Genomic DNA, 22,522 nt, shown 5'->3' with positions numbered 1-22,522 from the left:
CCCAATCCGATAGATTTTACAACCTTATTCCTATTTATTTTATTTTTTTAACCTGATTGATTTCACATTTTCAACCATACTAATTTTAAAAAAACAACCGGATTCCTGCAAGGTCGCCGGTTGTTTTCTATTTATATTCTACCTCTTATCTCTCCGCATACTTTCCGATAATCGCCAGTATCAATTCCGCGGTTTTCTCCATATGGTCGATATTGGCAACTTCGGTCACGGAGTGGTGATTCCAAGAGCCAGTTCCAAGGTTCGGGCAAGGCACGCCTTTGAAAGAAAGCTCCGCACCGTCTGTACCGCCGCGAATAGCCGGCACACGAGGTGTAATGCCAAGCTCAGCAATCGCTTCTTTAGCGTAGTCAATCAAGTGCATGTGAGGTCTTACCATCTCCGTCATGTTGCGGTAGCCGTCGGTCACTTCTGCAGTCACTGTGCCATCACCGTACTTAAAGTTGAGCAGTTCCGCCACTTTGCGCACTGTATCTTTTCTCTTTGCAAACTTTTCAGCATCGTGTTCTCTGATGATATAGCGCAAGGTCGCGGTACTGCAATCGCCGTCCATGTGCATGAGGTGATAAAATCCCTCGTAGTTTTCCGTGTGCTCCGGTCTTTCAAACGGCGGCAGCATAGCGTTAAACTCCATAGCAATGAGCATGGCGTTCTTCATTTTGTCCTTAGCTTCTCCCGGATGGGTTTCTACACCCTGCACGGTGATTTTGGCAGAAGCGCCGTTGAAATTCTCATATTCGATATCGCCAAGATCTGCCCCGTCCACCGTGTAAGCAAACTCTGCGCCGAATGCTTCCACATTGAAGTTGTCCTGACTTGTGCCGATTTCCTCATCAGGCGTAAAAGAGAATGCAATCTTGCCGTGTTTCGTCTCAGGGTGAGCCGTAAGATATTCCAGTGCCGTCATAATTTCTGCAACGCCGGCTTTATCATCACCGCCCAGCAGGGTTGTTCCATCAGTTACAATCAGGCTGCATCCTTTAGCATTTCGCAGATTTTCATCAGTTTTCGGATCCAGCACAGCCCCTGATTCCAAGGTAATTATACCGCCGTCGTAGTTCTCAATGACGCGAGGCATTTTTACCGGTGACGGATGAGCGTCAGCCGTGTCCATATGCGCAATAAAACCGATGGTCGGCACATTTTTATCCAAATTTGACGGAATACTGCCGTAAATATATCCCATATCATCAAGGCGCACATCGGCAATGCCAAGGTCCTTCAACTCATCTACCAGTGCCTGCGCAAAATCCTTCTGTCCCGGCGTGCTCGGCACCGTACCGGTCCCCTCCAGCGACTGGGTGTTCATCATCACATACTTCAAAAATCTTTCCTGTAGTTTCATACTTTTCCTCCTATAAAATCTTTTTATTTTTCTTTGCCCATGCAGCAATTTTCCTGTAAAGCTGTCTGACCGCTTCTTCCTCTTCTTCGCTTACTGGCGTATTTCCAAAAGCTGCCCTGCTGACGATTTCCGTCGCCCGCTGCGCTTCCTCCTCGCTGACTTCCGCTACCGCTATCGCCAGTTTCTGCGCAAAATCCTCTTCACTGCCGTCATAACCGGAAAGTACTCCCGCACCCTGCAGTTTTTCCAGCATTTTCGCAAATGCCTTTCGGCAGTTCATTTTCTCAAGAGAGCGCAAATATATTTTTCTTCCTAAAACTCCTGACGCAGCAATCATCGCCGCTAACAGTGCAACAAGACTTCTGCCAAGAGGCGTGCTTCCTGCCTCTTGGTCCCCGCTCGGATTTTGATTCTGTTCCTGCCGATTGTCTTTCTCCGAGCCGTCCTGTGAATCAGGTTTATCACTGCTTTCCGGTTCCTTCTGTTCACGGCCTGCGCCCTCAGAATCCTGCTGACCGGCTCCTGTGCCCTCGGCTTCTTCATCAGCAGGCGTTACTTCAACCGGCGTCCAGCCCAGTTCTTTGTCGAAAATCTCCGGCCATGCGTGAGCCTCCTCATCGGTAACGACTGCATAATACATTCCATCTTCTTTTTTCACAAAATCCGATGGTCTCACCGCAAATCCCATGGAATAACGGGCAGGCACACCATACATACGATAAAGCAGCGTCGCCGCCGAAGCAAAATGCTGGCAGTATCCTTGCTGGCTTTCAAAAAGAAAATATTCTATCGGCTCACGCCCCAACGGAATTCTTCCCGGAGACTGCGTATATGTACCGTGAGTCAGCAGATAATTTTTGATAAAGGCTGTAATATCCGCTTCCCCTTTCATAGGATTCTCCTGCTGCAGGCTGCTCAGCTTTGGAAGACTCTTCCTGTTCACCTGTGTGTAGGCACGCTGCGCCGCATCTGCGTATTTCCTATGCAGACTGCGCTCTCTTTCAAAGAGAAGATTTTGCCGCTGGCTATATATATTATCGTCATTTTCATCAAATCCCACAACAAAGCGAGAAGTCACTATCGCATCCCAATCCGGCTCCATATCCTTTTTCTCAAAATATGCATAGCCCTCTTCCCCGGCTTGCAGCACGTGGTTCTCCCAGGATGCATTGTGCCACTGACCATAGTAAATCCCGTAAGACGGCGAGTCCTGATCTGCACGTCTTACGTAGAGAATCCGTTCCTTCTCTGCGCCTGCACGGTTCACGTCGTAATACATATTAATAAAACGATTTACCGTATCGGCTCTGCTATCTATCTCATTCAAAATCTCCCTGTCCGCAGCAGGGAGCCAAGTTCCGTTGCTATATGTACCTCCGCTGAAATCCCGCAGATAGATGGTCTCCGTCGGCTTTTCCTCAGCACGGACTTCCATGACCACCGTGTCTGATGTGTACAGATTTCCTCTGTTAATTCTCCGCACGTTCTGCCGGTTTTTCACAGTAATTGTAATTTCACTCTCAATCTGCTGCAAAGTCGGGTCAATTGCTTCCGCCCAGCGATACAAAAAACCATCGCCGCTCCCTGCGATTCCATAGGAAACCAGCAGCAAAACAGCCAGCATCCCTGCCGTAATACCTCCGGCTTTTCGCATCACCTTTGGACTTCCTTCTGCCTTTTCTCCAAAGTGAACCACTGCAAAAAGCACCTGATACACTCCCAGCAAAATAATACAGAGCCAGCCAGGGTCGATTCCCGTAATAGGCACGCTGAGCAGAAGCGCCATGGACAGCCCCCACATGATAAAATGCCAGCCCAAAACGCACTCTGTCAAAAACAGCAATACAGAAAGTCCGCCAAAGACGCAGACCAAAAATCCGGTCATGTCGTACATGTACCAGTAAAGCCTACCCTCTATACAGCCGAGAAAATATGGGAACATTTGAATTTGTGCTAAAATCCAGTCGTCCCAAATGAGAACACACCCTGCAAAAAGCACAGCGGCTGCAACAGGCAGCGCTTTCGCCTTAATCCCGTAAATGCTCCAAAATAGCAGGCATGGCGCAGCCGCCGCAAAGAGAACCAGCTGCCTTTGGCAAATTAAGTCCTCTATGTCAAACACATAAGTTAATATTCCCAAGATTCCAATCAAGAGAAGAATCAGATGGAAAACGGTATTTCTATTTTTCATCAAATCCCTCCCCGATATAAACGGTCTGCGCCAGCTGTTCGCTGAGCTTTTCCGCCTCAAAAACCGCAACCCTTTTCTTTCCATAGAAAAGATTCAGCTCTAAATCCAGACAAAATCCTTTTGCACAAGCCGCCTCATCGCCGGCTGTCAATCCATTAAACCGGTCTTCTTCACGGTAAAGTCTGCATAAAAGCAGGTCGATTTCCCTCTCAGAATCAATCTTAGCGCTCTGCAGCGTGTTGTTCTCACACCGCCAGCACACTCTTAGAGACCTTCCCACCGCCAAGAGTCCGGCAACTACCCCATACAGCACCTGATAAAAGGCACTGATTTTTTCCGGTTCATACTCGTCACACCCGGCTAAATCCAGAAACAGTTCACTGCATGCGTCACTGATTTCACGATATTCCTTTACGAAGAGATTATCTGAACGAACACTCTGCTTCCATGCGATATCCCTGGCTCTGTCGCCCTGCTGATATTCGCGAATCTGAAAAAGTTCCCGCTCTGTCTCTTCCTCCGCTGCGCTGCTCCCTTCAAGGCAAATACGCAGCACATGTTTTGGCGGAAGTACTGCGATTTCTATAGATGTCTTCTGCGCAAAGCGCCTTCTGAAAAGTCCCAAATAATCCCAAAGATACGCCTTTTTTATGGTTACATCTAAAAGACCGCAAAGTTCCGCACGAGCCGGCAGTTTCAGCAGCAGCGCCTCCTTTGTATCTAAGGAAATACTCCGGCTTTCCTTTCTCCTGCGGCAACTCTTATCTCGCCTCATCTTTTTGGACGCCGTCTGATTTCTGCGATATCCCCACTGCCATTTCAGCTGCGCCTTTGTCACTGGCAGCACGCCGGTATTTTCCACTGTCACAGAGCAAAGGGCATCCTTTTCTGTATGAAGCCGCAGGTTCTGCAGTGACTCCGCGCTCAGTTGCACACGACTTCGCAAATACCAACTGAGAGGATACATGGCAAGAAATAACATCGTTTCCGCTGCTGCCAGCACCATGATGTGCGCTGCATGGAAAAATCCTGCCAAATACCAGCTGACCAAAAAGAGTGAAATTAAAAACACTTTTTTCATAGCTTGGCTCCTATTTTTTACCCATGGCAGGTTTCTTGGTTCTCGTTAGAATTTCCGATAAGATTTCAGCCTTTTCCGCCTGATTCTCTTCGTCGCTGCGGTCTGTCCGAATACGATGCCCCATCACATAAGGGAACACTTCCTGTACATCCTTTGGCATAACAAACTCCCGTCCGTCAAGCCATGCAGCTGCCTTTGCCATCTGACAAAGGGCGATACCCGCTCTGGGACTTGCTCCCTGAAGGAGTCTTTGATGCACTCTGGTTCCTCGCACCAGATTGACAATATATGCAGAAACCTCTTCACCGGCAAAGACTTCGTCGACCTGCTTCTGCACCATCTGCAGAGTCTGAATGTCGAGGTTTTGTTTTACTGTTTCAATCGCAGTTCTTCCGCCTTTTCCCATAATCATAGCAAGCTCGCTGTCAAAATCCGGATAGCCCAAAGACAGACAAATCATAAAGCGCTCCATCTGTGATTCCGGCAAAGGCTGCGTTCCGGCGCTTCCCTCCGGATTTTGCGTAGCAATGACAAAGAAAGGACTCGGCACTTTTCTGGTAACACCCTCCACACTGACCGTACCTTCCTCCATGACCTCCAAAAGGGCTGACTGCGTTTTCGGCGAAGTCCTGTTAATTTCGTCCGCCAAAAGCAGATTGCAGAAAACACTGCCCGGCTGATAAACAAACTGCTCCGTTTCCTTCTGATACATGGAAAATCCCGTCAAATCCGAAGGCAGCACATCGGGCGTAAACTGCACCCGCTTATAGTCCAGTTCCATTTCCCTTGCAATGGTCTCTGCCAAAGTAGTCTTTCCAGTCCCCGGCAAATCCGTAAGCAGGACATGTCCGCCGGAAAGCAGTGCTAAAATTATCTGCTTTACCTGCTCCTCTTTTCCTAAAATTATACTGTTTACATCCTTCATTACCTGCTGCAACGCAGTTCTTGCTTCATTCATGGTAGCACCCCTTTTCTATTCAGACTTGTCTGATAACTATATTCTTATTTTATCATATATTATCTTCTGCTTTCAAGGCACTTCTCTCCTTTTGATTCTATTTTAAAAAAGGGGCGGGTACTCTGAGACGAAAACTTAACCCAAATCAAGAAATGTTCAAAAAAATGTATAAGAACGCTGTTCTGAAAGCGCAGTAGACTTACATCATTTGCAAGATATGCAGCAAATCCGAAATTTTCTTGCATAAAACGCAAAAATGCATATAAGTTTAGCCGCCGCTGCCTACCGACGACAAATACTTTTATACATTTTTATGACATTTTACGATTCTCGGTTAAGATTTGCCCTTTCACTTATACATTTTAAGGAGAAAAATCTGTTTTAAGTTAAATTTGATTTTTCCCGCCTTATCCGTTTCGCTGCGCCCGTCTCAAAGGAAAAGCCCCTGCCCTTCACTTCCTTGACACTGCTTATAGTAAAAAAGGCTTCCGGATCAATGCTTAAAATCGCTCGCTGCACTCGGTTCAATTCCCGAGCAGGGAGCACACAAAGCAAAATATCCTGCTTATTCTCCTGATAGCCGGATTCCCCATAAAACACTGTATTTCCAATGACCATATCGGCAAAAGCCCGTCTCATCTGCTGATGCTTTTCACTAATAATAAAGATCTGCACCGAGCTTCCGCCCATGAGAACCACTTTGTCCGCCACCATAGAATAGAAAAAGGTCAGCAGAATCCCCAGCAGGATTTCCTCCATGTTCCTTGCAAAAATCACCTGCGTCAGAAGAATCGCAAAGTCGATGAAGTACATGGGAAGTCCCACTGAAATGCCCAGCTTACGATTGAAGATAATCGCTAAAATATCCGTGCCTCCAGTGGATGCGCCGCATTTTATTACAATCCCCATGCCAACGCCTGCCAGTACCCCGCCGTAGATAGTCGCCAGCATTACATTGTCCGTAATTCCGTCTGCAAATCTTGTATGCTCAAAGAGATTGATGAACATCGGATACGCAAAAGTGCTGACAATAATCGAGCCGGCAAACTTTTTCCCCAAACAAATCCAGCCTGCCAGAAACAAAATCCCGTTAAATGCCATTACCGTATACGATACCGGAATCCCATAAAAGTGCTCCATTACTCTGCCTACACCCGTGGAACTTCCAATCATAACACCGCTAGGCAGCACAAATGCCACGATTCCAAATGCTGCGATGGCAAGTCCTGCAAAAACTGCAATATAGTTAATGATGATCCGTTTCATGATATTTCCCTTTCTCTTATAAAGTCGTCCGAAAAGGATTATATCACAACTTTTGGTCTATTAAAACAAATTTAATCCGTATTTTGATTGATTTTTTATTCATCTTTTACAGTTTTGCTTTTCTTATATTCTTTCCCCATAGAAAATCCTCTGCCGCTGACTTGACTGACTCTGCTGACTGTCATAAAGCACGCAGGATCGATACCATGAACAATCCGTTCCACCTTGGGCACTTCTCTGTTTGAGACTACAGTAAAGACCATCTCTGTCTGATGTGCAAGATAACCGCCTCTCGCAGAAAGGAGTGTCGTTCCTCTGTCAAGCTGCACGCCGATTGCCTCATTGATTTCTTTTGACTTTTCGCTGATAATTTTAATCTCTGTCTGGGTCGTGCCTATGAGCATCAGCTTATCAATAACCATCGTATAAATCATGACCAGCACAATACCATAAAGGATTTTTTCTGAACCGGTAAAAAATGCCTGTGCCAGCAAAATACAGGTATCAAACACATACAGACTGACTGACACCGGCACCTTGCAGAACTTCTGCAAAATCAGTGGCGGCACGTCCATACCCCCGGTAGAGGCGCCCGCGCGAATCACCACGCCAACTGCAATACCAATACCAAGACCTGAAAACAGCGTGCACAGAATCACATCGTCTGTAATAAATGCGCCCGGAAACAGTCTGTCAAGCCCTTCCAGAGCCAACGGATATGTAAAGGTGCTGATAATGGTGGTCAGCGCAAAGCGGCTCCCCAGCACAAGGAATCCCGCCGCCAGCATAATCACATTAAACACCAGCACAAAACCTGAAATCGAAATTCCACTCAAATGATTAACCGCCAGGGCTATGCCAGTACTGCCACCTGTCACCAATCCGCCCGGAATCAGAAAAAATTTCACCGCCAGCGCATAAATAACATTACCTGCAATCACGCAAAGGACTCTCGCCGCATGATCCCTTAAACTTAATTCTTTTTTCAACACCATGCCTCCTCACATCATAACTGAGACCTATCCTAAAGCAAAGCCTCGCCCTTGTCAATAGACCCCCATTAGCATGGTAAAGAGATAATATAATATAAAACTGCTGCAAGCTTACCTCGCAGCAGTTTCTTCATACTGTTTTAAACTTTATTCAAAATACGTCTTTGCCAGGCCGCCTTCACTGGTCTCCCTGTATTTGCTGAACAAATCACAGCCTGTCTCATACATGGTCTTTATCACCACGTCAAAGGATATTTTTCTGGTGTGAGTCAAAAAGTTCGCCAAGCTTACCGCATTAATCGCACGCATAGCCGCAACAGCATTTCTCTCAATACATGGAATCTGCACCAATCCGCTGATAGGATCGCATGTCAGCCCAAGGTGGTGTTCCATAGCGACCTCAGCCGCATATTCGATCTGGTCAATTTCCATACCGAAAAGCTCTCCAAGTCCTGCAGCAGCCATAGAGCAGGCGCTTCCTACCTCTGCCTGACAGCCGCACTCAGCTCCGCTGATAGAGGCATTGGTCTTAATCAGATTTCCGATAAGCCCCGCCGTTGCCAGCGCATCCACAATCTGCTCATCGGAATACTTTCTGTTTTTCTGCATGTAATAAAGGGTTGCCGGCACCACACCGCAGGAGCCGCAGGTCGGTGCAGTTACCACCATACCACCGTCCGCATTTTCTTCACTGACCGCATAGGCAAAAGCACATACCAGCCTGTTTTCTCTCGTCTGCGGGCTTTCATCAATATGATTCTGGCGATACAGATACCTGGCCTTTCTCTGAACGGAAAGCCCTCCCTGTAAAGTGCCTTCTGCAGAAAGCCCCCGGCGCACAGTTTCTTTCATCTGGTTCCAGATTTCATGCAGATAATCACGAATTTCTTCGCCTTCCGTCTCATAAACATATTCACAAAGGCGAATATCCCTCTCTCTGCAGTAAGCATGTATTTCCTCAAAGGATTCCAGCTTATATACATCCTGCGGCTTTGCAGGCTTTTGCCCTTTGACGGCAATACGTCCGCCGCCCACGCTGTAAATTTCCATCTGACATGTCACACTGCCCGCAGCGTCCAGCGCTTCAAAAAACATGGTGTTAGGGTGCGGCAGCTCTTCGTCCGGTGTATCACTAAAAATCATTTCACACTTGTCAGAGCCAAGTACATCTAAAATCGCTACATCGGTCATATGACCCTTTCCCGTCTTTGAAAGAGAACCATATAACGTGACTCTGTAGCCGGCAGCATCTTTTGTCTCCGCTGCAAAAATTTCCGCCGCTAGGGTCGGCGCAATGGTGTGGGAACTGGACGGTCCTCTGCCGATTCTGTATAGTTCACGAAGTGATTCCATAGTATTTCCTTTCCTTTTTCTAAAACCTAATTCAAATCATTTCCCTAAGCATTATATACGAAAATCCCCTCATTGCACAACCCTCAAATTATCTGCGCAAAATTATCTTCCAATGGCAAATAATACCACACCGCAAACCAGCAGTCCAAACCCGCCCCAGCCTTTTGCTGAAAGTTTTTCCTTCAAGAAAATCCGGGACAGAATGATGGAAATCACCATGCCCATACGGTAAATAGTCATAATGACCGCCGCTTTTCCAAGGAAAAGAGCCTTATACACCAGCACATGACCGGCTCCGGAAGCTGCTGCGCCCAGCAGAATAAACAGCCATGTCTTTGGGGAAATTTCCCCAAACTCTCTGCCCTTTCCTTTCTTCGCCAGCAAAAGCCAGAGCATTACAACCACGATGATGTAACGAAAAGTGGAAGTCACATTGGTGTCGATAGGCTCAGTATCCGACTTTACGATGACATAGGAAATGGACGCACAAACCGCGGAAAGTCCTGCAAAAAGAATCCATCGCTGCTCACTTTTCCAAAGACCTTTGCCCGAGAGTGCCGCAAGCTCCTGCCTGTCCATCATCAGCAGCGTACCTGTGATAATCAGCGCCGTTCCCAAAAGCATAAAAATCGTAATTTTCTCTTTGATAAATACCGCACAAAGAATCATGGAAATGACGATGGTAAGACTTTGAATGGCAAGAAATACGCTGACACTGCCGCCTTTGAGTCCCAGAAAATAAAATGCCCATGAGATGGACAAGACAATGCCGGACGCAAGTACCGAAAGCCATGTGCTCATGGTCATATCACTGACCTGCCCGAAGCTGCCAGAAAAAAGTGCTGTTCCTGCAAAAGCCGCAAGAAGCACCGTATTTGTCACCGCACCGGTCACATAAGCATCGGCGTCCTTAATTCCGATTTTAGAAAGTATGGTTGATACACCGATAAACAGCGTAGAAATCACCGCAAGTAAAAGCCACATAAAAACAGGCTCCTTTCGTTTTGTTTCCAGTAGTTTAAACGAAAAAAGCCCGTTTTATGTCATTTTAATTACATTCTTTTCAGAAATACTTCATAGCCTCTCTTGGTTTCGTAAACGTCAGCTTTGCTGGTTACTTCCCAAGGTGCGTGCATGTTCAGTACCGCTACACCGCAGTCGATAACGTCCATGCCGTAAAGCGCCAGAATGTACGCAATCGTACCGCCGCCGCCGATATCGACTTTACCCAGTTCTGCCAGCTGATAGTGGATTCCTTCATCGTCCATGATATTTCTGATTTCAGCAATATACTCAGCGTTGGCGTCGTTGGAGCCGGATTTGCCGCGAGAACCTGTGAACTTACTGAATACCATACCGCGGCCTGCAAAAGAAGCGTTCTTCTTTTCGTAAACGTCTGCGAAGAGCGGGTCGTAAGCAGCATTTACATCAGAGGAAAGCATTTTGGAGTTAGCCAGCACTCTGCGCAGCGTAAGCTCGCTATACTGCCCCATTCTATCAAGAAGTTCTGCTACTGCATTTTCAAAGAACTTGGATTCCATACCGGTTGCACCTACGCTGCCGATTTCTTCTTTATCTACCAGAATGCAGCATGCCGTTTTTTCTATATCTTCCACGTCTAGCAGGGCTTTCAGGGAAGTAAACGCGCAAACTCTGTCATCCTGACCGTAGGACATAATCATGCTGCGGTCAAGCCCTGTATCTCTTGCCTTTCCTGCCGGAACGACTTCCAGTTCAGCAGAGAGAAAATCCTCTTCTTCCATGTCATATTTTTCTTTTAACAGCTTCAGAACTGTAGCCTTTACTGCGTCTTTTTCTTCACCCTCAAGAGGTTTGCTTGCGATGAGCACATCCAGATTTTCACCCTCGATGACAGAGCCCGCCTTCTTTTCCATCTGTTTTGCTCCAAGGTGCGGCAGCAGGTCTGTAATACTAACGACAGGATCATTTTCATCTTCACCGATTACGACATTGACTACCTGTCCGTCTTTCTTAGCAACTACACCGTGAATGGCAAGAGGCATTGCTACCCACTGGTATTTCTTCACACCGCCGTAGTAGTGCGTATCCAGATATGCAAAATCGGAGTCCTCATAAAGCGGATTCTGCTTCACATCCAGTCTCGGAGAGTCTACGTGAGCGCCCAAAATGTTCATGCCGTCTTCGATATTCTTTTTGCCGATGTGAAACAGGGCAATGGTCTTGCCCATGCAAACCGCATAAACCTTATCGCCAGCCTTCAGACTTTCTCCAGCTTTGATTACGTCCGCCAGGTCTTTATAGCCCGCAGCTTTTGCCATTTCGATGGTATTCTTTACACACTCTCTTTCGGTCTTGCCTTTGTCTAAAAAATCCTTATACTCTTCGCAAAGAGTCTCAAGAGCCTTTAAATCATTTTCCTTATAGCTTTTCCAAGCGTTTGGTCTTTCCATTTGACATTACTCCTTTACTTCTTTCTAGTATAGCATTCGGCAAATAACCGGTTCAATCATGCCGAATACTTTTTCAAGTGTGCCAGGCAAAAAACGCAAGGCGTAGCGAGACTATGCTGAGGCTTTTTGCCCAGTGCAAGCGGGAAAGCAGGCAAGTGATTTGGGCTGGTTATTTGCGAAATGCTATACTCATCTTTATCTTAGCCTAAAGACAGAAATAATGCAAGGAAAGATTTGGTAAAAAATCCACGGCAATTAGAACCGTGGATTTACAAGAAAATCAATTTTTATTTCTGCAATATAGTTTCACAGGCATTTTTCAGCTCCGGAATATCGTAAAGCAGCGTGTTCCATACAGAGGAGACATCAATAGAGCCATAGGAGTGCACATAAAAATTTCTCGTATCTTTGATTATACGCCAAGGAATGGCACTGTTCTGCTCCTTAATTTCTTCTGAAAGCTGAGAAACCAATTCTCCAATTTGAACAACACACATGCAGCAAGCATCTTGAAACAGATACTCTCTTTCAAAAGATTCAAAGTTATATGCATAACGACTAAGATTATTCTCAATACGCAAGCAATATTCTACTATCTTATTAAGGACCAACCTATCACGCGTTTTGATAAAGCAGCACCTCTTCCTTTTTTATCATATCTAAGAATTCAATATCAGAAGACTCACTTGTTATTATATCGACCGACAGGCTTAATGCATCCTCAACTGCCAGCCGGAAGCCACTTAGCTGAAATAACGAGCGAAGTTTTCCTTTTTCAATTTTCAAGTCTACATCACTGCCAGCCGTTGCGGTACCCTTTGAATAAGATCCAAATAGAGACACACTTTTTACACCGTGTTGTTCCGCTATCGGCGATATAATACGTTTTAATTCCTCAATACTATATGGAAGCATAAAATCACCTCATCTATATTCAGTATACCACGCTGTCTGCAAGAATAAAAGCTTTTCCTTTATTCCTCCCCATTTTTTCCAAACCGATTTACCCCATAAACACCTGCAAGTACCAGCACCGTTGCTATAATCTGGGTTTTCGTAAAAGTTTCACCCAGATAAAATACGCCGCCAAGGACTGACGTTACGGAAGCTATGCTTGCGAAGGCGGCACGCTTTGTCGCACCGATGATAGAGATGGAATAATTTGCGCAGAGAAACGCAATCAGATTGCACCCCAGAGACAGATACAAAATGCACACCAAAAAACCGCTGTTATGTAAAGGCAGGGTCAGAAATTCGACAACCGTTCCGTTCATTGCATGTTCCACAAGGGCGCAGCCGGTAAACACTACCGCGCCGCTGACAATCATCGCATAAGTTTTTTCTGCACTGTTAAAGCCTTTGATATTCTGGGAAGTAATAGCGTACGCTGACTCGCTGCACATGGCAACAAGCAGAAACAAATATCCAAGGAAGCTGCTGGAAGTCGTCAGCTCACCACCCATTCCAATCATCACTGCGCCGGCTACAGTTACTACCATGCATGCAATCTGCAGCTTGGTCGGCTTATCCCGCAGAAATACTGCACTAAACAGCATAGTAATAATAGGAATGCAGGCAAGAAGCACTCCGCTTTCCGCCGCCGTAGTTCTCTGCACGCCCAGAGTTTCCATGATGAAATATAAAACCGGCTGAAAAAAGCTGAGAAGCAGAAGCGGCTTCAAATTTTTTCCTTTTAAATCGATTTTAATAATGCCCAGCACTGCGCAAATGGTCATGGCGAAAAACGCTACGATGGTACGCCACGACAGCAGTGTAAATACCGACACATCGTTGACGCACATTCTAATAAAAATAAAGCTTAGTCCAAAGAGAACTTCGCTGAAAACTGCAATAATAATTCCCTTGCTGTAAACGCTCTTTCCCTGATTCATGACAGTTCCTCCTAACACTGGCTTTATTTTATCATGACCCCGGACCTTTTGATATAATGAATTATAGAAAAATTGGTATAACACATTTTTACGTCGTAAAAAATGTAGTTTCAATACGTTTTTACGTTGTAATTTTTGTCAATCCGTGGTATACTACCTGTACAAATACATGAAAGTGAGGCTAAAAATGTACCGTAGCGCAATGGAAACCCTTCATCGATGGAAAGAAAGCAAATATAGAAAACCTCTTATTTTACAAGGTGCACGTCAAGTCGGAAAAACCTGGCTAATGAAAGAATTCGGCAAAACCGTTTATAAAAACACGGTTTATATCAATTTTGACTCCAATTCTCAAATGCAGGAGCTGTTTGCATCCGATTTAAATGTTGAGCGAATTCTTCTTGGGCTGGAACTATACAGCGGCATCAAAATCGACTTTCATAATACGCTTATTATTTTCGATGAAATTCAGGAAGTGCCCGCCGCCTTAAAAAGCCTCAAATATTTTTACGAAAATGCGCCTCAGTATCATATCATTTGCGCTGGTTCCTTACTTGGTATCGCTTTACATCAAGGCACGTCTTTTCCTGTCGGTAAAGTGGATTTTCTCCATTTATATCCCCTTTCCTTTGAGGAGTTTCTTCTTGCTACAGGAAAGGAATCTTTTGTGCAGCTTTTGCACAAGCAGGATTTTGCAATGATATCTACCTTTAAACAAACTTACATTGATGCGCTGAAACACTACTATTATGTTGGCGGCATGCCTGAAGTCGTGCTGCGATTTTCTGAGAATAAAGATTTTAATGAAGTCAGACAAATACAGCAGCGCATACTAACCGCTTACGAACAGGATTTTTCTAAACATGCGCCCCTTGAAATTGTTCCAAAAATCCGCATGCTTTGGAACAGCATTCCTTCGCAGCTGGCAAAAGAAAACAAAAAATTCTTATATGGTCTGGTTCGAGAAGGCGGAAGAGCCAAAGACTTTGAAACAGCTATTATGTGGCTATCAGACTGCGGACTGATTCACAAGATAAGTCGTATCACCTCTCCGAATCTTCCTTTGCGCGCCTATGAAGATTTGAAGGCATTTAAACTGTTCATCCTCGACATAGGTCTTCTTAGCTGTATGACCGGGCTCAGACAACAAACACTCCTGTCCGGCAATGATTTGTTTGTCGAGTTCAAAGGCGCTTTGACCGAGCAATACGTTTTGCAGCAGCTGATTTCTAACTCTGCATTAAAGCTTTACTATTATACCAATGACAGAGGTTCCTGTGAAATCGACTTCTTAATCGATACAGGAAATGCCATCATTCCTCTCGAGGTAAAAGCCGAAATCAACTTAAAGGCAAAAAGTTTAAAGACTTATCGTGAGAAGTATAATCCTATCTTTGCGGTGCGTTCCTCCATGGCAGATTACCATAATGAAAATGGATTGCTGGATCTTCCTCTGTATGCAGTCAGCCAATTAGAACCCTTTTGCACAGACTCTTCCCCGCATTGACTTTTCTCACTTCCTACAGTAAACTAAAGAAAACAAAAATCCCATCGGAGGTGTTATCATGAAAACCATCGGCATGATTGGAGGTCTGTCCTGGCATTCCTCTCTGCAAATGTACGAATACATCAATCACTATGTCGCAAATGCACTGGGCGAATACAACTGCGCCAAAATGGTTCTCGCCAACGTCAACCTGCAAGATGTCTTCATCAACCGCAAAGATGAACAGGAGCAGGTACTTTTGGAAGGCGCGCGCCAAATTGAAGCCGCTGGCTGTGATTTTTATATTATCTGTTCCAACACCATGCACAGGCATGCTCCATTCCTGCAGGCGCACATAAAAACGCCGCTGCTGCATATCGCAGACGCCACTGCTGACGCAATTCTCGCAAAAGGTATTTCCTGTATTGGTCTCATGGGAACCCGTATCACCATGGAAGAAGATTTTTATCGCGGTAGACTGGAGGAAAAAGGTCTGAAAGTCCTCATCCCTGAAGAAGACGACCGGGCGTTTATCGACAAAGTACTCTTTGAGGAAACTGGCTTTGGTATTGTCAAAGAAGAATCCTCAAAGAAATTTTACAGGATTGCCGAAAAGCTGACTGCTTCCGGCGCAGAGGGCGTTATCCTCGGCTGTACCGAAATCGGCATGCTGATGCAGCAGGAACACACCGAAATCCCACTCTTTGATACGACAATCATACACGGAGAAACCGCCGCAAAGATGGCGATAGAATAAGCAGCAAGCGGGTATCACGGAAACAGTGATTTAGCTGTTTATGTGATGCCCTCTGTTTTGTAGTCTTGAAACCTTGATTCTACTATTTACTTGCCGGCGTATTCGCAAATTGCCCCTTAAATGCTGCATTGAAAACAGCTGCCACCTCTTCACTGAGTTCTTCTCGATGCGCTCTAAAAGACTCGACCAGTGCCTCACCACTTTCTGCCGACACGTGAATGTCAATATTACAGTTTTCTATAATCGGGCCACTGCCTCCAAATCCACTTCCACCTGAAATACTGCCTCCTGCAATTCCTCCTGAGGCAAAAGCTTTCGGAGAAAAACCCGGTGCTTCAATGTATTGCCCTACCTGAGAAAAAAGTTCAAGCGCACGTTTTCGTCTGTTTCTTCCAAGTGGAATAATTGCCTCAGGAGTTCCTTCTTCTGCTACTGTAATAAGCTGTGCGCCTCCATAGACATATCCTCCATCAGCAAAACCGGTATGATGAGTATCTCCAACTAGTCCACCTCTATATTGCTTAGGTATCGAACTCCAATTCTCCGGTCTTTTTCCTTTTCTTCCCTTTGTGTTCTTTGTTCCAGTTACAATTTCGTTAGCCAAAAGATATATATTTACATTTCCATAAATTTCATCAGCCACCCCGAAATCGCGGGGTGTTAAATTAGCCATCTTTTCAATTCTTTTTTCTCCCGTTAGCGTAATCATTGTTGAAGAATCCATATCCGCCCCGGAAAAAATATCACTGGTCGCCTTCTGTACAGCAATATCTCCAATCATATTTCCAATTTCAGTCGCCTGCTCAAAACTATTTACGATATATGGATTCTTTCCGTCATTGACATATTGACTGGTTGTTTTATCGTCCCAAGCAAGCCAATCGGCTACTTTATCATCCCAAATCTTTCCGCTTAGTTTTCCAAATCCAGCCCCAAGCGCGCCACCTATTGCCATTCCTCCTGGTCCCGCAGGTGCGCCGGCATATATGCCTAACCCCGTTCCTAAAAGGGTTGCAGTTCCTCCTGCGATATCATGCCATTTGTCGTATTCATTTTCTGCAGTAAGCCCATTTGCCAATTGTTCAGATCCATTTAAAATACCATTTATAGTGCCTGCTGCCCCTAAGCTTGTCAATGCTCCCGCAATGGCACTTCCGCCAAACAGAAAACCACTGGCTTTTCCAAATGCATCCAGTCCAAATCGCTTAGCCATATCGCTTTCAAGTGCAGCTGAACCAGGAATTTCACCAAAATATGAACCAATATCGGAAAATACTTTCTTTCCATATTTACCGACTTCTTTCACTTTTTCATTTTTTAATATAGACTTTCCTAATTTTCCAAATGTATTCATCGCCTCAAGCACTTCCGCAGATTTTAAAAATCCGTCAAAAACCGTTCCCAAAGGATCTTCCTCGAATTGCTCGCCCCAGCTTTTTTCGTCTGCAATTCCTGGCATTTGTCCCGGTATATTTTCATACTTTACAACGATAGCTCCATGGAAAGACAGTTTTCTCTGTATCTCCTGCGTCCGTTTCTCCACTTTATCCAGTTCCCGATAGGCTGCACTAGCATCAAGTTCCAGCGGTATCACATTCTGTTCCCTCATGGGAATTTCTGCTTTTTTCGGCATTTTAAATAAACTTTCTACTGCCTGAGGCGGCGCCAGTAGGGCTTCCATTTGCGCCTCCCTTTTCTTCATTTCCTTTATGAATGGGCCCCCTTCTGCCCACTCTTCAGCAATCTTTGCTACGCGCTCCATATCTTTTCTGATTTTCATGGCACCAGAATCTAGATACCTTTCCTCATCACATTCAATAATAATTCTCTTCATCTTAACTCCTCTCTAACCTCAAACATTTTTTAATACTTACCCCTTAATTACATCTACTACGAAGACCATTCCTGCCACGAACAGAATCCAGAAAACAATAAATCCACCAATATCTAAAACCATCTGCTTCAAGGTTCTTTTGTTTGCTTTATCTAAAAAATAATCATTTCTTAGAACTCTCTCTTCCATCTCCTCATAGTCCATATTCTTACTATGAATTGGTCTTCGCTTTCTCACATGATATACCTTTCCTGGCTGAAATCTGGCTGCTTTTTCATATTCCTGCTCTTTCTCATCAAAGAGAAATCCTTCTTCCGCAGGATACAACAGCAATGCCTTCTGTTGTTGAAATTCTTGTTCCGTCAACAGCCCCCTTTCCCTTAAATTCGATAGCTTTGTTAACTCGTCAGCAATGCTTCCTCCAAAGCTCTTTTGTCTCTCTCGCGCTGCTTTTTGGTGCATGATGATAGGCCAGATAACGTTAAGCTCATCTTGAATACGCTTTGCATCATTGTAACCAACACAACTATTAGGAACTTTTTTGGAAGTATCAATGAGCACTTCATCCTTTACGATTTTAATTTCATTTATGTCATCATACCTGATTGCAGATATCCCAACCTGCATCAATCCCTCTCTAGCGATTAGTAGTCTCTTATTCGTTAGTGCTTCCACATGCGCCTCACCTCCCTGATGAATGCTTTGAACGTGATACGTTGCCGCAAAACAACACATTACATATTCGTCTTTCCCCAAGGCTTCTTCAATCAGACTAAAATGCTCTCTTAGTTTCCATTTAGTCCGCCCGCTCGCAGTCCCTTTCCTCTTGCAATACTCCACCATCTCTTCTGCTGTTCGCATTCTTTCCATAAGTACCCTCCCAGTTTTTTCCTTAATCACATTATACAAAACCTCCAAAACTAATGCAATCCTCTTTGCTCCCTGCTGCTGCACTCATTCTAGCATAAATTTAGGGTGCTTTTGCACACAAATTGAGTAGGGGCTAACAAGTAGTTCCTCAAACTGACGGTATGCCTGTCATAAACAAACAGCAGCGATACGAAAGTGTATCACTGCTGTTTGTTACCTATCTAAAAATCTCCATTTTCTCAATTCTATCAAAGGCTTCTTTTAATTTTTCCAGACTTACCGTACACGCAATTCTTATGTACCCTTCTCCACAGGTTCCAAAAGCATTGCCCGGCAGTACTAGCACATGTGCCTCCCGAAGCATTAAGTCTGCAACCTCTTCGGAGTTTTTTCCTGTTTCCTTTATACTTGGAAACAGATAGAAAGTTCCCTTTGGTGGATATAACACATGCATACCGGAGATTTTATTAATGCGTTCCGCCGCATAGTATACCCGCGTTCGATATTCCTCAATCAGTGTCGGCTGCAGCTCATGTCTATGCTCTAGAGCATAGATTGCTCCCCTTTGCGAAATAGACGGCGTCGTAAAACAGATATTCTCATTTACATCTTTAAAGACATCTATCAAATACTCCGGCGCTATGATTTGCCCTACTCTCCAACCAGTCATGTTAAATCCCTTAGAAAAACTGTTTAAAGTAATTGTTCTCTCCCACATACCTGGCAAACTCGCAAATGGAATAAAAGGATTCTCGTAACTGTAATCTGTATAAATATCATCTGCGATCACAATCAAATCATACTTTTCTGCAAGAGCAGCAATTTTTTTCATAGTGTCAAAATGCAGACAACTTCCTGTAGGGTTGTTTGGTGTATTAATGACAAGGGCTTTTGTTCTCTCGGTAATTAAACTCTCCAGCCTATCTGCATTGATTTGAAATTCATCTTCCTCATAGGTCGGAAGTTCCACGGGAACCCCTCTGGATAGTTTTACCTGTTGTGGGTACGGTGTAAAGTACGGTGTCTGCAAAATAACTTCATCCCCATCGTCCAAAATGCTTTCCAACACTACGTGCATGCCGACCGTGGCTGATGAACATACGAACACCTGCTCAGCGCTGATATTCATGTCGTATTCTTCTTTATAAAATTTGCAAATTGCACCTATAAGTTCAGGATCACCCTGAAACGCCGTATATTTAGTATGACCTTGATATGCCGCTGCTAATGCTGCATCTATGATAGGTTTTGGAGTATTGATATCTGGATCTCCCAAACTGAGATTAATTACATCATCATAGGATTTTGCAATCACATCAGACTGTCCCATGGCATTTTTATGAGATTTCCAGTACCGTTTTGAAATATACTTATGCTTCATTTTCTTCTCTACTTTCGTATTTTCTTCCAACACCGGTTAAGATACTTCCCAGGAATAAAACAACCAAAAGCATCGGGTGAAGCACCCACTTGAGAATACTCACATAACCATAATCATCTGGAATACCCTCAATTTCAGGTCCAATACTCAATGACAACAGGTACGGTGTGCAAATTGGAACAAATCCACATGTTGCGCAAGCTGTTGCATCAAGAATATTTGCAGAACGTGTTCCTGCAATATGATATTGCTTTGAAATTCTATTAGCAATAGGGCCTGCAAATAAAATTCCTGTGGAACTGCCTGCTGTCACAATTGTTCCAAGGGCTGAAGAAATCATAATAATCAGTTCTACCGAACGTGTACTCTTACAGTACTTGATTAGGACGTTCCCGAGACGTTCCAGGGCACCGCTTTCTTTAATCGTCTGCATCACGATGAACAAGAAGAAACAAAATACAATAATATCCAGCATACCGTTCATACCGTTTACCAAAGGTCCTTCTGCGCTAAACATTTCTGCAGAATCAACAAGTCCAAAAGCAAGACACAAAATCAGTGCTCCCAAATCGCAGACAATCAGGGTTCCACCCAAATCCCAGCCAATTCTCATCATAACAATCATAAGTACCGGGATTACTAGAAGTACCAATGCTACCGGATTTGCCTCCAAGGAATCCAACGCCACCGGTGCATCGCTTGTTGTCATTTTCCCGAAAATAACAAACAGTATTGCAGAAATACCTCCCGCAATTAAAGAATATGGTAATCTTGATTTTACAACCTCTCCTACCTGTGATTCCTGCGTCAAAGAGGAGGCAATAGTTGTATCTGAAATTGGTGCTAAATTATCTCCAAAGATAGCTCCACTGATTACCGCTCCAGTTAAAAGTGACGCGTCACATCCTAGCTGAATTCCAATTGGCAGCATAATCGGAAGTACCGCAACAATTGAACCTGATGAAGTTCCGCAGGAAGTTGAAATCAGAGCACACACGATAAATGCCACTACGGGAATAAAACCTGCGTCCAAATTCATTTCACCAGACAGCCATACCAGCGCGTCCACAAGTCCGCTAGCTCTCAAAAGCTTTGATAAAATACTCGCAAGAATAAATGCAATAATCAAAATTGAAAGCATAGAGTCCTGCAAGCCGCGAACTGCAACATCGCCGAACTGTTTTTTCTGTTTTACCAACAGAAAACAAATCACAACCGCCGCAAGCATAAGCAGATTATATACCCAAAAATCCGTATAATCGAATAACACCGCTACCGTCATTCCAATAACCAGCAATATCATAGAAATCCATGGACCAAAACTTCCACCATAAAAATCAAGTTTTTTATTTGCTTCCATCTTCATTCTCCTTATCTTCTCTGTGCAATAATCGCACGGGTTATATCCAAAAATTCATCAATTTCTTCCATCGTGTTACAGTGCAATGGTGACACACGAATAATCCCAGAAAGTCCGAAAGACTCCACCATTCGTTTCGAGTATTCGCTGGACGCAACTCTCTCATAAACGATAACACCTCTTTCCTCATAGGCTCTCGTCGTCTCATAAAAGTCATAATCCGAAAGTTTCATTGCCAAAATCAAGTCTCGATTTGCAAGGTTTGAATAGTCAAAGAAAGTGTCCACGCCATCCATCGCAAGCAGACCAGAGTTTCCATCTTTTCCATAAAGGAGCCTTTCAAGCAGCGCCTCTTCCTGCATGTGAATTCGCTTCATACCTTCTTCAATTAGAGATCTTCTATCACCATTTTCTGTAAAATGTGTTCCTATCCATGCAATATAATCTACCATTTCACTCATCACTGCATAATGCGCCGGCACAATACTTCCCATTTCCCACTGAGAATCACCGTCTGCAAAGATATGCTTATGAGGTAGGTTTTTCACACGGTCAGATACATAGCCAAAGGCAATGCCTCTGTTTCCAAAGAATTTGTAAGGAGCGATATTTAAACCATCAATTCTGATTTTTTCCACATCCAAGAGTCCGTGGGGCGCATGCTGTACTGCATCGGTTACGATAAAGATATCCGGATTAATTTTTCTTGATTCCTCCACAATTCTTTCTAAATCTGTCATTGCACCAGTCATGTTGGATGCAGAAGTCACATTCACCATTAGTGTATTTTCATCTACTAAAGAAAGTACCTCTTCCGCCGCGACACCTCCGGTTTTAGAATCGGACCCTGCAACCCTTACTTCTTTTCCAAATTTTTCTCCGTAAAATTTGCAAGAATCAAAAACTGATGGATGTTCAAGTACGCTGGTTACAATATTCGTTCCTTTTCCATATTCTACAATTGGACCCACAATATCAAACATCAGCATAGTCGCAGTCAGGCTGGTCAGAATTTCTCCATGCTTTGCATTGATTAGCGCACGAAAATCCTCTCTTCCTTTCACTTCATACTGATGAAGTACTTTGGAAGACTTATGGTCTCTTGCAAAACAATCCGGGTAACAATTCAGTTCATCCGAAACTTTCACCGCAGATTTCAGTCTAAGAGAGCCTCCTGCGTTCTCAAAAAACAACCGTCTGCTTCCATCGGCATCGGTATCAATCCTGCAAAATCTATCTCTCACCTCAGCCAGTAAAGCTTCATCAAAGCTCAATCCTTCTCTTGGATTTTTACTCATTTTCCTCA

The 22,522-nt window shown here is 44.4% G+C and carries 19 protein-coding genes; 2 read left to right on the top strand and 17 right to left on the bottom strand.

Annotated elements, in window-relative coordinates:
* Positions 1–145 precede the first annotated feature (145 nt).
* The 12 genes from pepT to V1225_RS04425 form a co-directional block, all read right to left on the bottom strand.
* Positions 146–1,363, bottom strand: coding sequence for a peptidase T (gene pepT / locus V1225_RS04480; RefSeq protein ID WP_338547666.1), 1,218 nt, complete (start codon positions 1,361–1,363; stop codon positions 146–148).
* 10 nt (positions 1,364–1,373) lie between these two features.
* Positions 1,374–3,554, bottom strand: coding sequence for a transglutaminase domain-containing protein (locus V1225_RS04475; protein ID WP_338547665.1), 2,181 nt, complete (start codon positions 3,552–3,554; stop codon positions 1,374–1,376).
* A complete protein-coding gene (locus V1225_RS04470; protein WP_251631442.1) occupies positions 3,544–4,635 on the bottom strand; it encodes a DUF58 domain-containing protein in 1,092 nt (363 codons plus the stop codon). The genes V1225_RS04475 and V1225_RS04470 overlap by 11 nt, the downstream gene beginning before the upstream one ends.
* Positions 4,636–4,645: 10 nt before the next feature.
* Positions 4,646–5,593 (bottom strand): MoxR family ATPase, encoded by a 948-nt coding sequence (locus V1225_RS04465; protein ID WP_338547664.1) that lies wholly within the window; start codon positions 5,591–5,593, stop codon positions 4,646–4,648.
* A gap of 381 nt (positions 5,594–5,974) precedes the next feature.
* Complete coding sequence (locus tag V1225_RS04460; RefSeq protein WP_160201767.1) at positions 5,975–6,859, bottom strand: YitT family protein; 885 nt, start codon at positions 6,857–6,859, stop codon at positions 5,975–5,977.
* A 95-nt stretch (positions 6,860–6,954) separates the two neighbouring features.
* A complete protein-coding gene (locus V1225_RS04455) occupies positions 6,955–7,848 on the bottom strand; it encodes a YitT family protein (protein ID WP_251613340.1) in 894 nt (297 codons plus the stop codon).
* 150 nt (positions 7,849–7,998) lie between these two features.
* Positions 7,999–9,204, bottom strand: a complete 1,206-nt coding sequence (locus tag V1225_RS04450; RefSeq protein WP_338547663.1) for an L-serine ammonia-lyase — start codon at positions 9,202–9,204, stop codon at positions 7,999–8,001.
* Between the two features lie 102 nt (positions 9,205–9,306).
* The gene (locus tag V1225_RS04445) at positions 9,307–10,188 is read right to left on the bottom strand and encodes an EamA family transporter (protein ID WP_338547662.1); all 882 of its coding nucleotides are present in this window, start codon (positions 10,186–10,188) and stop codon (positions 9,307–9,309) included.
* 68 nt (positions 10,189–10,256) lie between these two features.
* Positions 10,257–11,636: an aminopeptidase gene (locus V1225_RS04440; RefSeq protein ID WP_338547661.1), complete on the bottom strand. Its 1,380-nt coding sequence runs from the start codon at positions 11,634–11,636 to the stop codon at positions 10,257–10,259.
* Positions 11,637–11,923: 287 nt separating this feature from the next.
* A complete protein-coding gene (locus tag V1225_RS04435) occupies positions 11,924–12,217 on the bottom strand; it encodes a HepT-like ribonuclease domain-containing protein (protein WP_161909052.1) in 294 nt (97 codons plus the stop codon).
* Between the two features lie 34 nt (positions 12,218–12,251).
* A complete protein-coding gene (locus tag V1225_RS04430; RefSeq protein WP_161909053.1) occupies positions 12,252–12,551 on the bottom strand; it encodes a nucleotidyltransferase domain-containing protein in 300 nt (99 codons plus the stop codon).
* A gap of 59 nt (positions 12,552–12,610) precedes the next feature.
* Positions 12,611–13,528 (bottom strand): DMT family transporter, encoded by a 918-nt coding sequence (locus V1225_RS04425; RefSeq protein ID WP_251631446.1) that lies wholly within the window; start codon positions 13,526–13,528, stop codon positions 12,611–12,613.
* 187 nt (positions 13,529–13,715) lie between these two features.
* Here V1225_RS04425 and V1225_RS04420 point away from each other — a divergent pair, with 187 nt between their 5' ends.
* Both V1225_RS04420 and V1225_RS04415 read left to right on the top strand, forming a co-directional pair.
* Entirely contained in the window at positions 13,716–15,035 is a 1,320-nt protein-coding gene (locus V1225_RS04420; protein WP_350339726.1) for an ATP-binding protein, read from the top strand.
* 58 nt (positions 15,036–15,093) lie between these two features.
* The gene (locus tag V1225_RS04415; protein WP_251631447.1) at positions 15,094–15,771 is read left to right on the top strand and encodes an amino acid racemase; all 678 of its coding nucleotides are present in this window, start codon (positions 15,094–15,096) and stop codon (positions 15,769–15,771) included.
* An 82-nt stretch (positions 15,772–15,853) separates the two neighbouring features.
* Here V1225_RS04415 and V1225_RS04410 read toward each other — a convergent pair whose 3' ends face one another.
* The 5 genes from V1225_RS04410 to V1225_RS04390 form a co-directional block, all read right to left on the bottom strand.
* On the bottom strand, positions 15,854–17,605 hold the full coding sequence (locus V1225_RS04410) for a hypothetical protein (RefSeq protein ID WP_338547659.1): 1,752 nt from the start codon (positions 17,603–17,605) through the stop codon (positions 15,854–15,856).
* Between the two features lie 36 nt (positions 17,606–17,641).
* Positions 17,642–18,505, bottom strand: a complete 864-nt coding sequence (locus V1225_RS04405) for an SHOCT domain-containing protein (protein ID WP_338547658.1) — start codon at positions 18,503–18,505, stop codon at positions 17,642–17,644.
* Positions 18,506–18,692: 187 nt separating this feature from the next.
* Positions 18,693–19,856, bottom strand: coding sequence for a pyridoxal phosphate-dependent aminotransferase (locus V1225_RS04400; protein ID WP_338547657.1), 1,164 nt, complete (start codon positions 19,854–19,856; stop codon positions 18,693–18,695).
* Positions 19,846–21,216 (bottom strand): Na+/H+ antiporter NhaC family protein, encoded by a 1,371-nt coding sequence (locus V1225_RS04395; RefSeq protein ID WP_251613326.1) that lies wholly within the window; start codon positions 21,214–21,216, stop codon positions 19,846–19,848. Before V1225_RS04395 ends, V1225_RS04400 begins: the two co-directional genes overlap by 11 nt.
* A gap of 11 nt (positions 21,217–21,227) precedes the next feature.
* Positions 21,228–22,514, bottom strand: coding sequence for an aminotransferase class V-fold PLP-dependent enzyme (locus V1225_RS04390; RefSeq protein ID WP_338547656.1), 1,287 nt, complete (start codon positions 22,512–22,514; stop codon positions 21,228–21,230).
* Between the last annotated feature and the right edge of the window lie 8 nt (positions 22,515–22,522).

This window comes from Emergencia sp. JLR.KK010 (assembly GCF_037018265.1).
Classification (GTDB): Bacteria; Bacillota; Clostridia; order Peptostreptococcales; family Anaerovoracaceae; genus Senimuribacter; species Senimuribacter intestinalis.
Note: the sequence above shows the minus strand (reverse complement) of the source record. Positions and strands in the feature narration are given on the sequence as shown.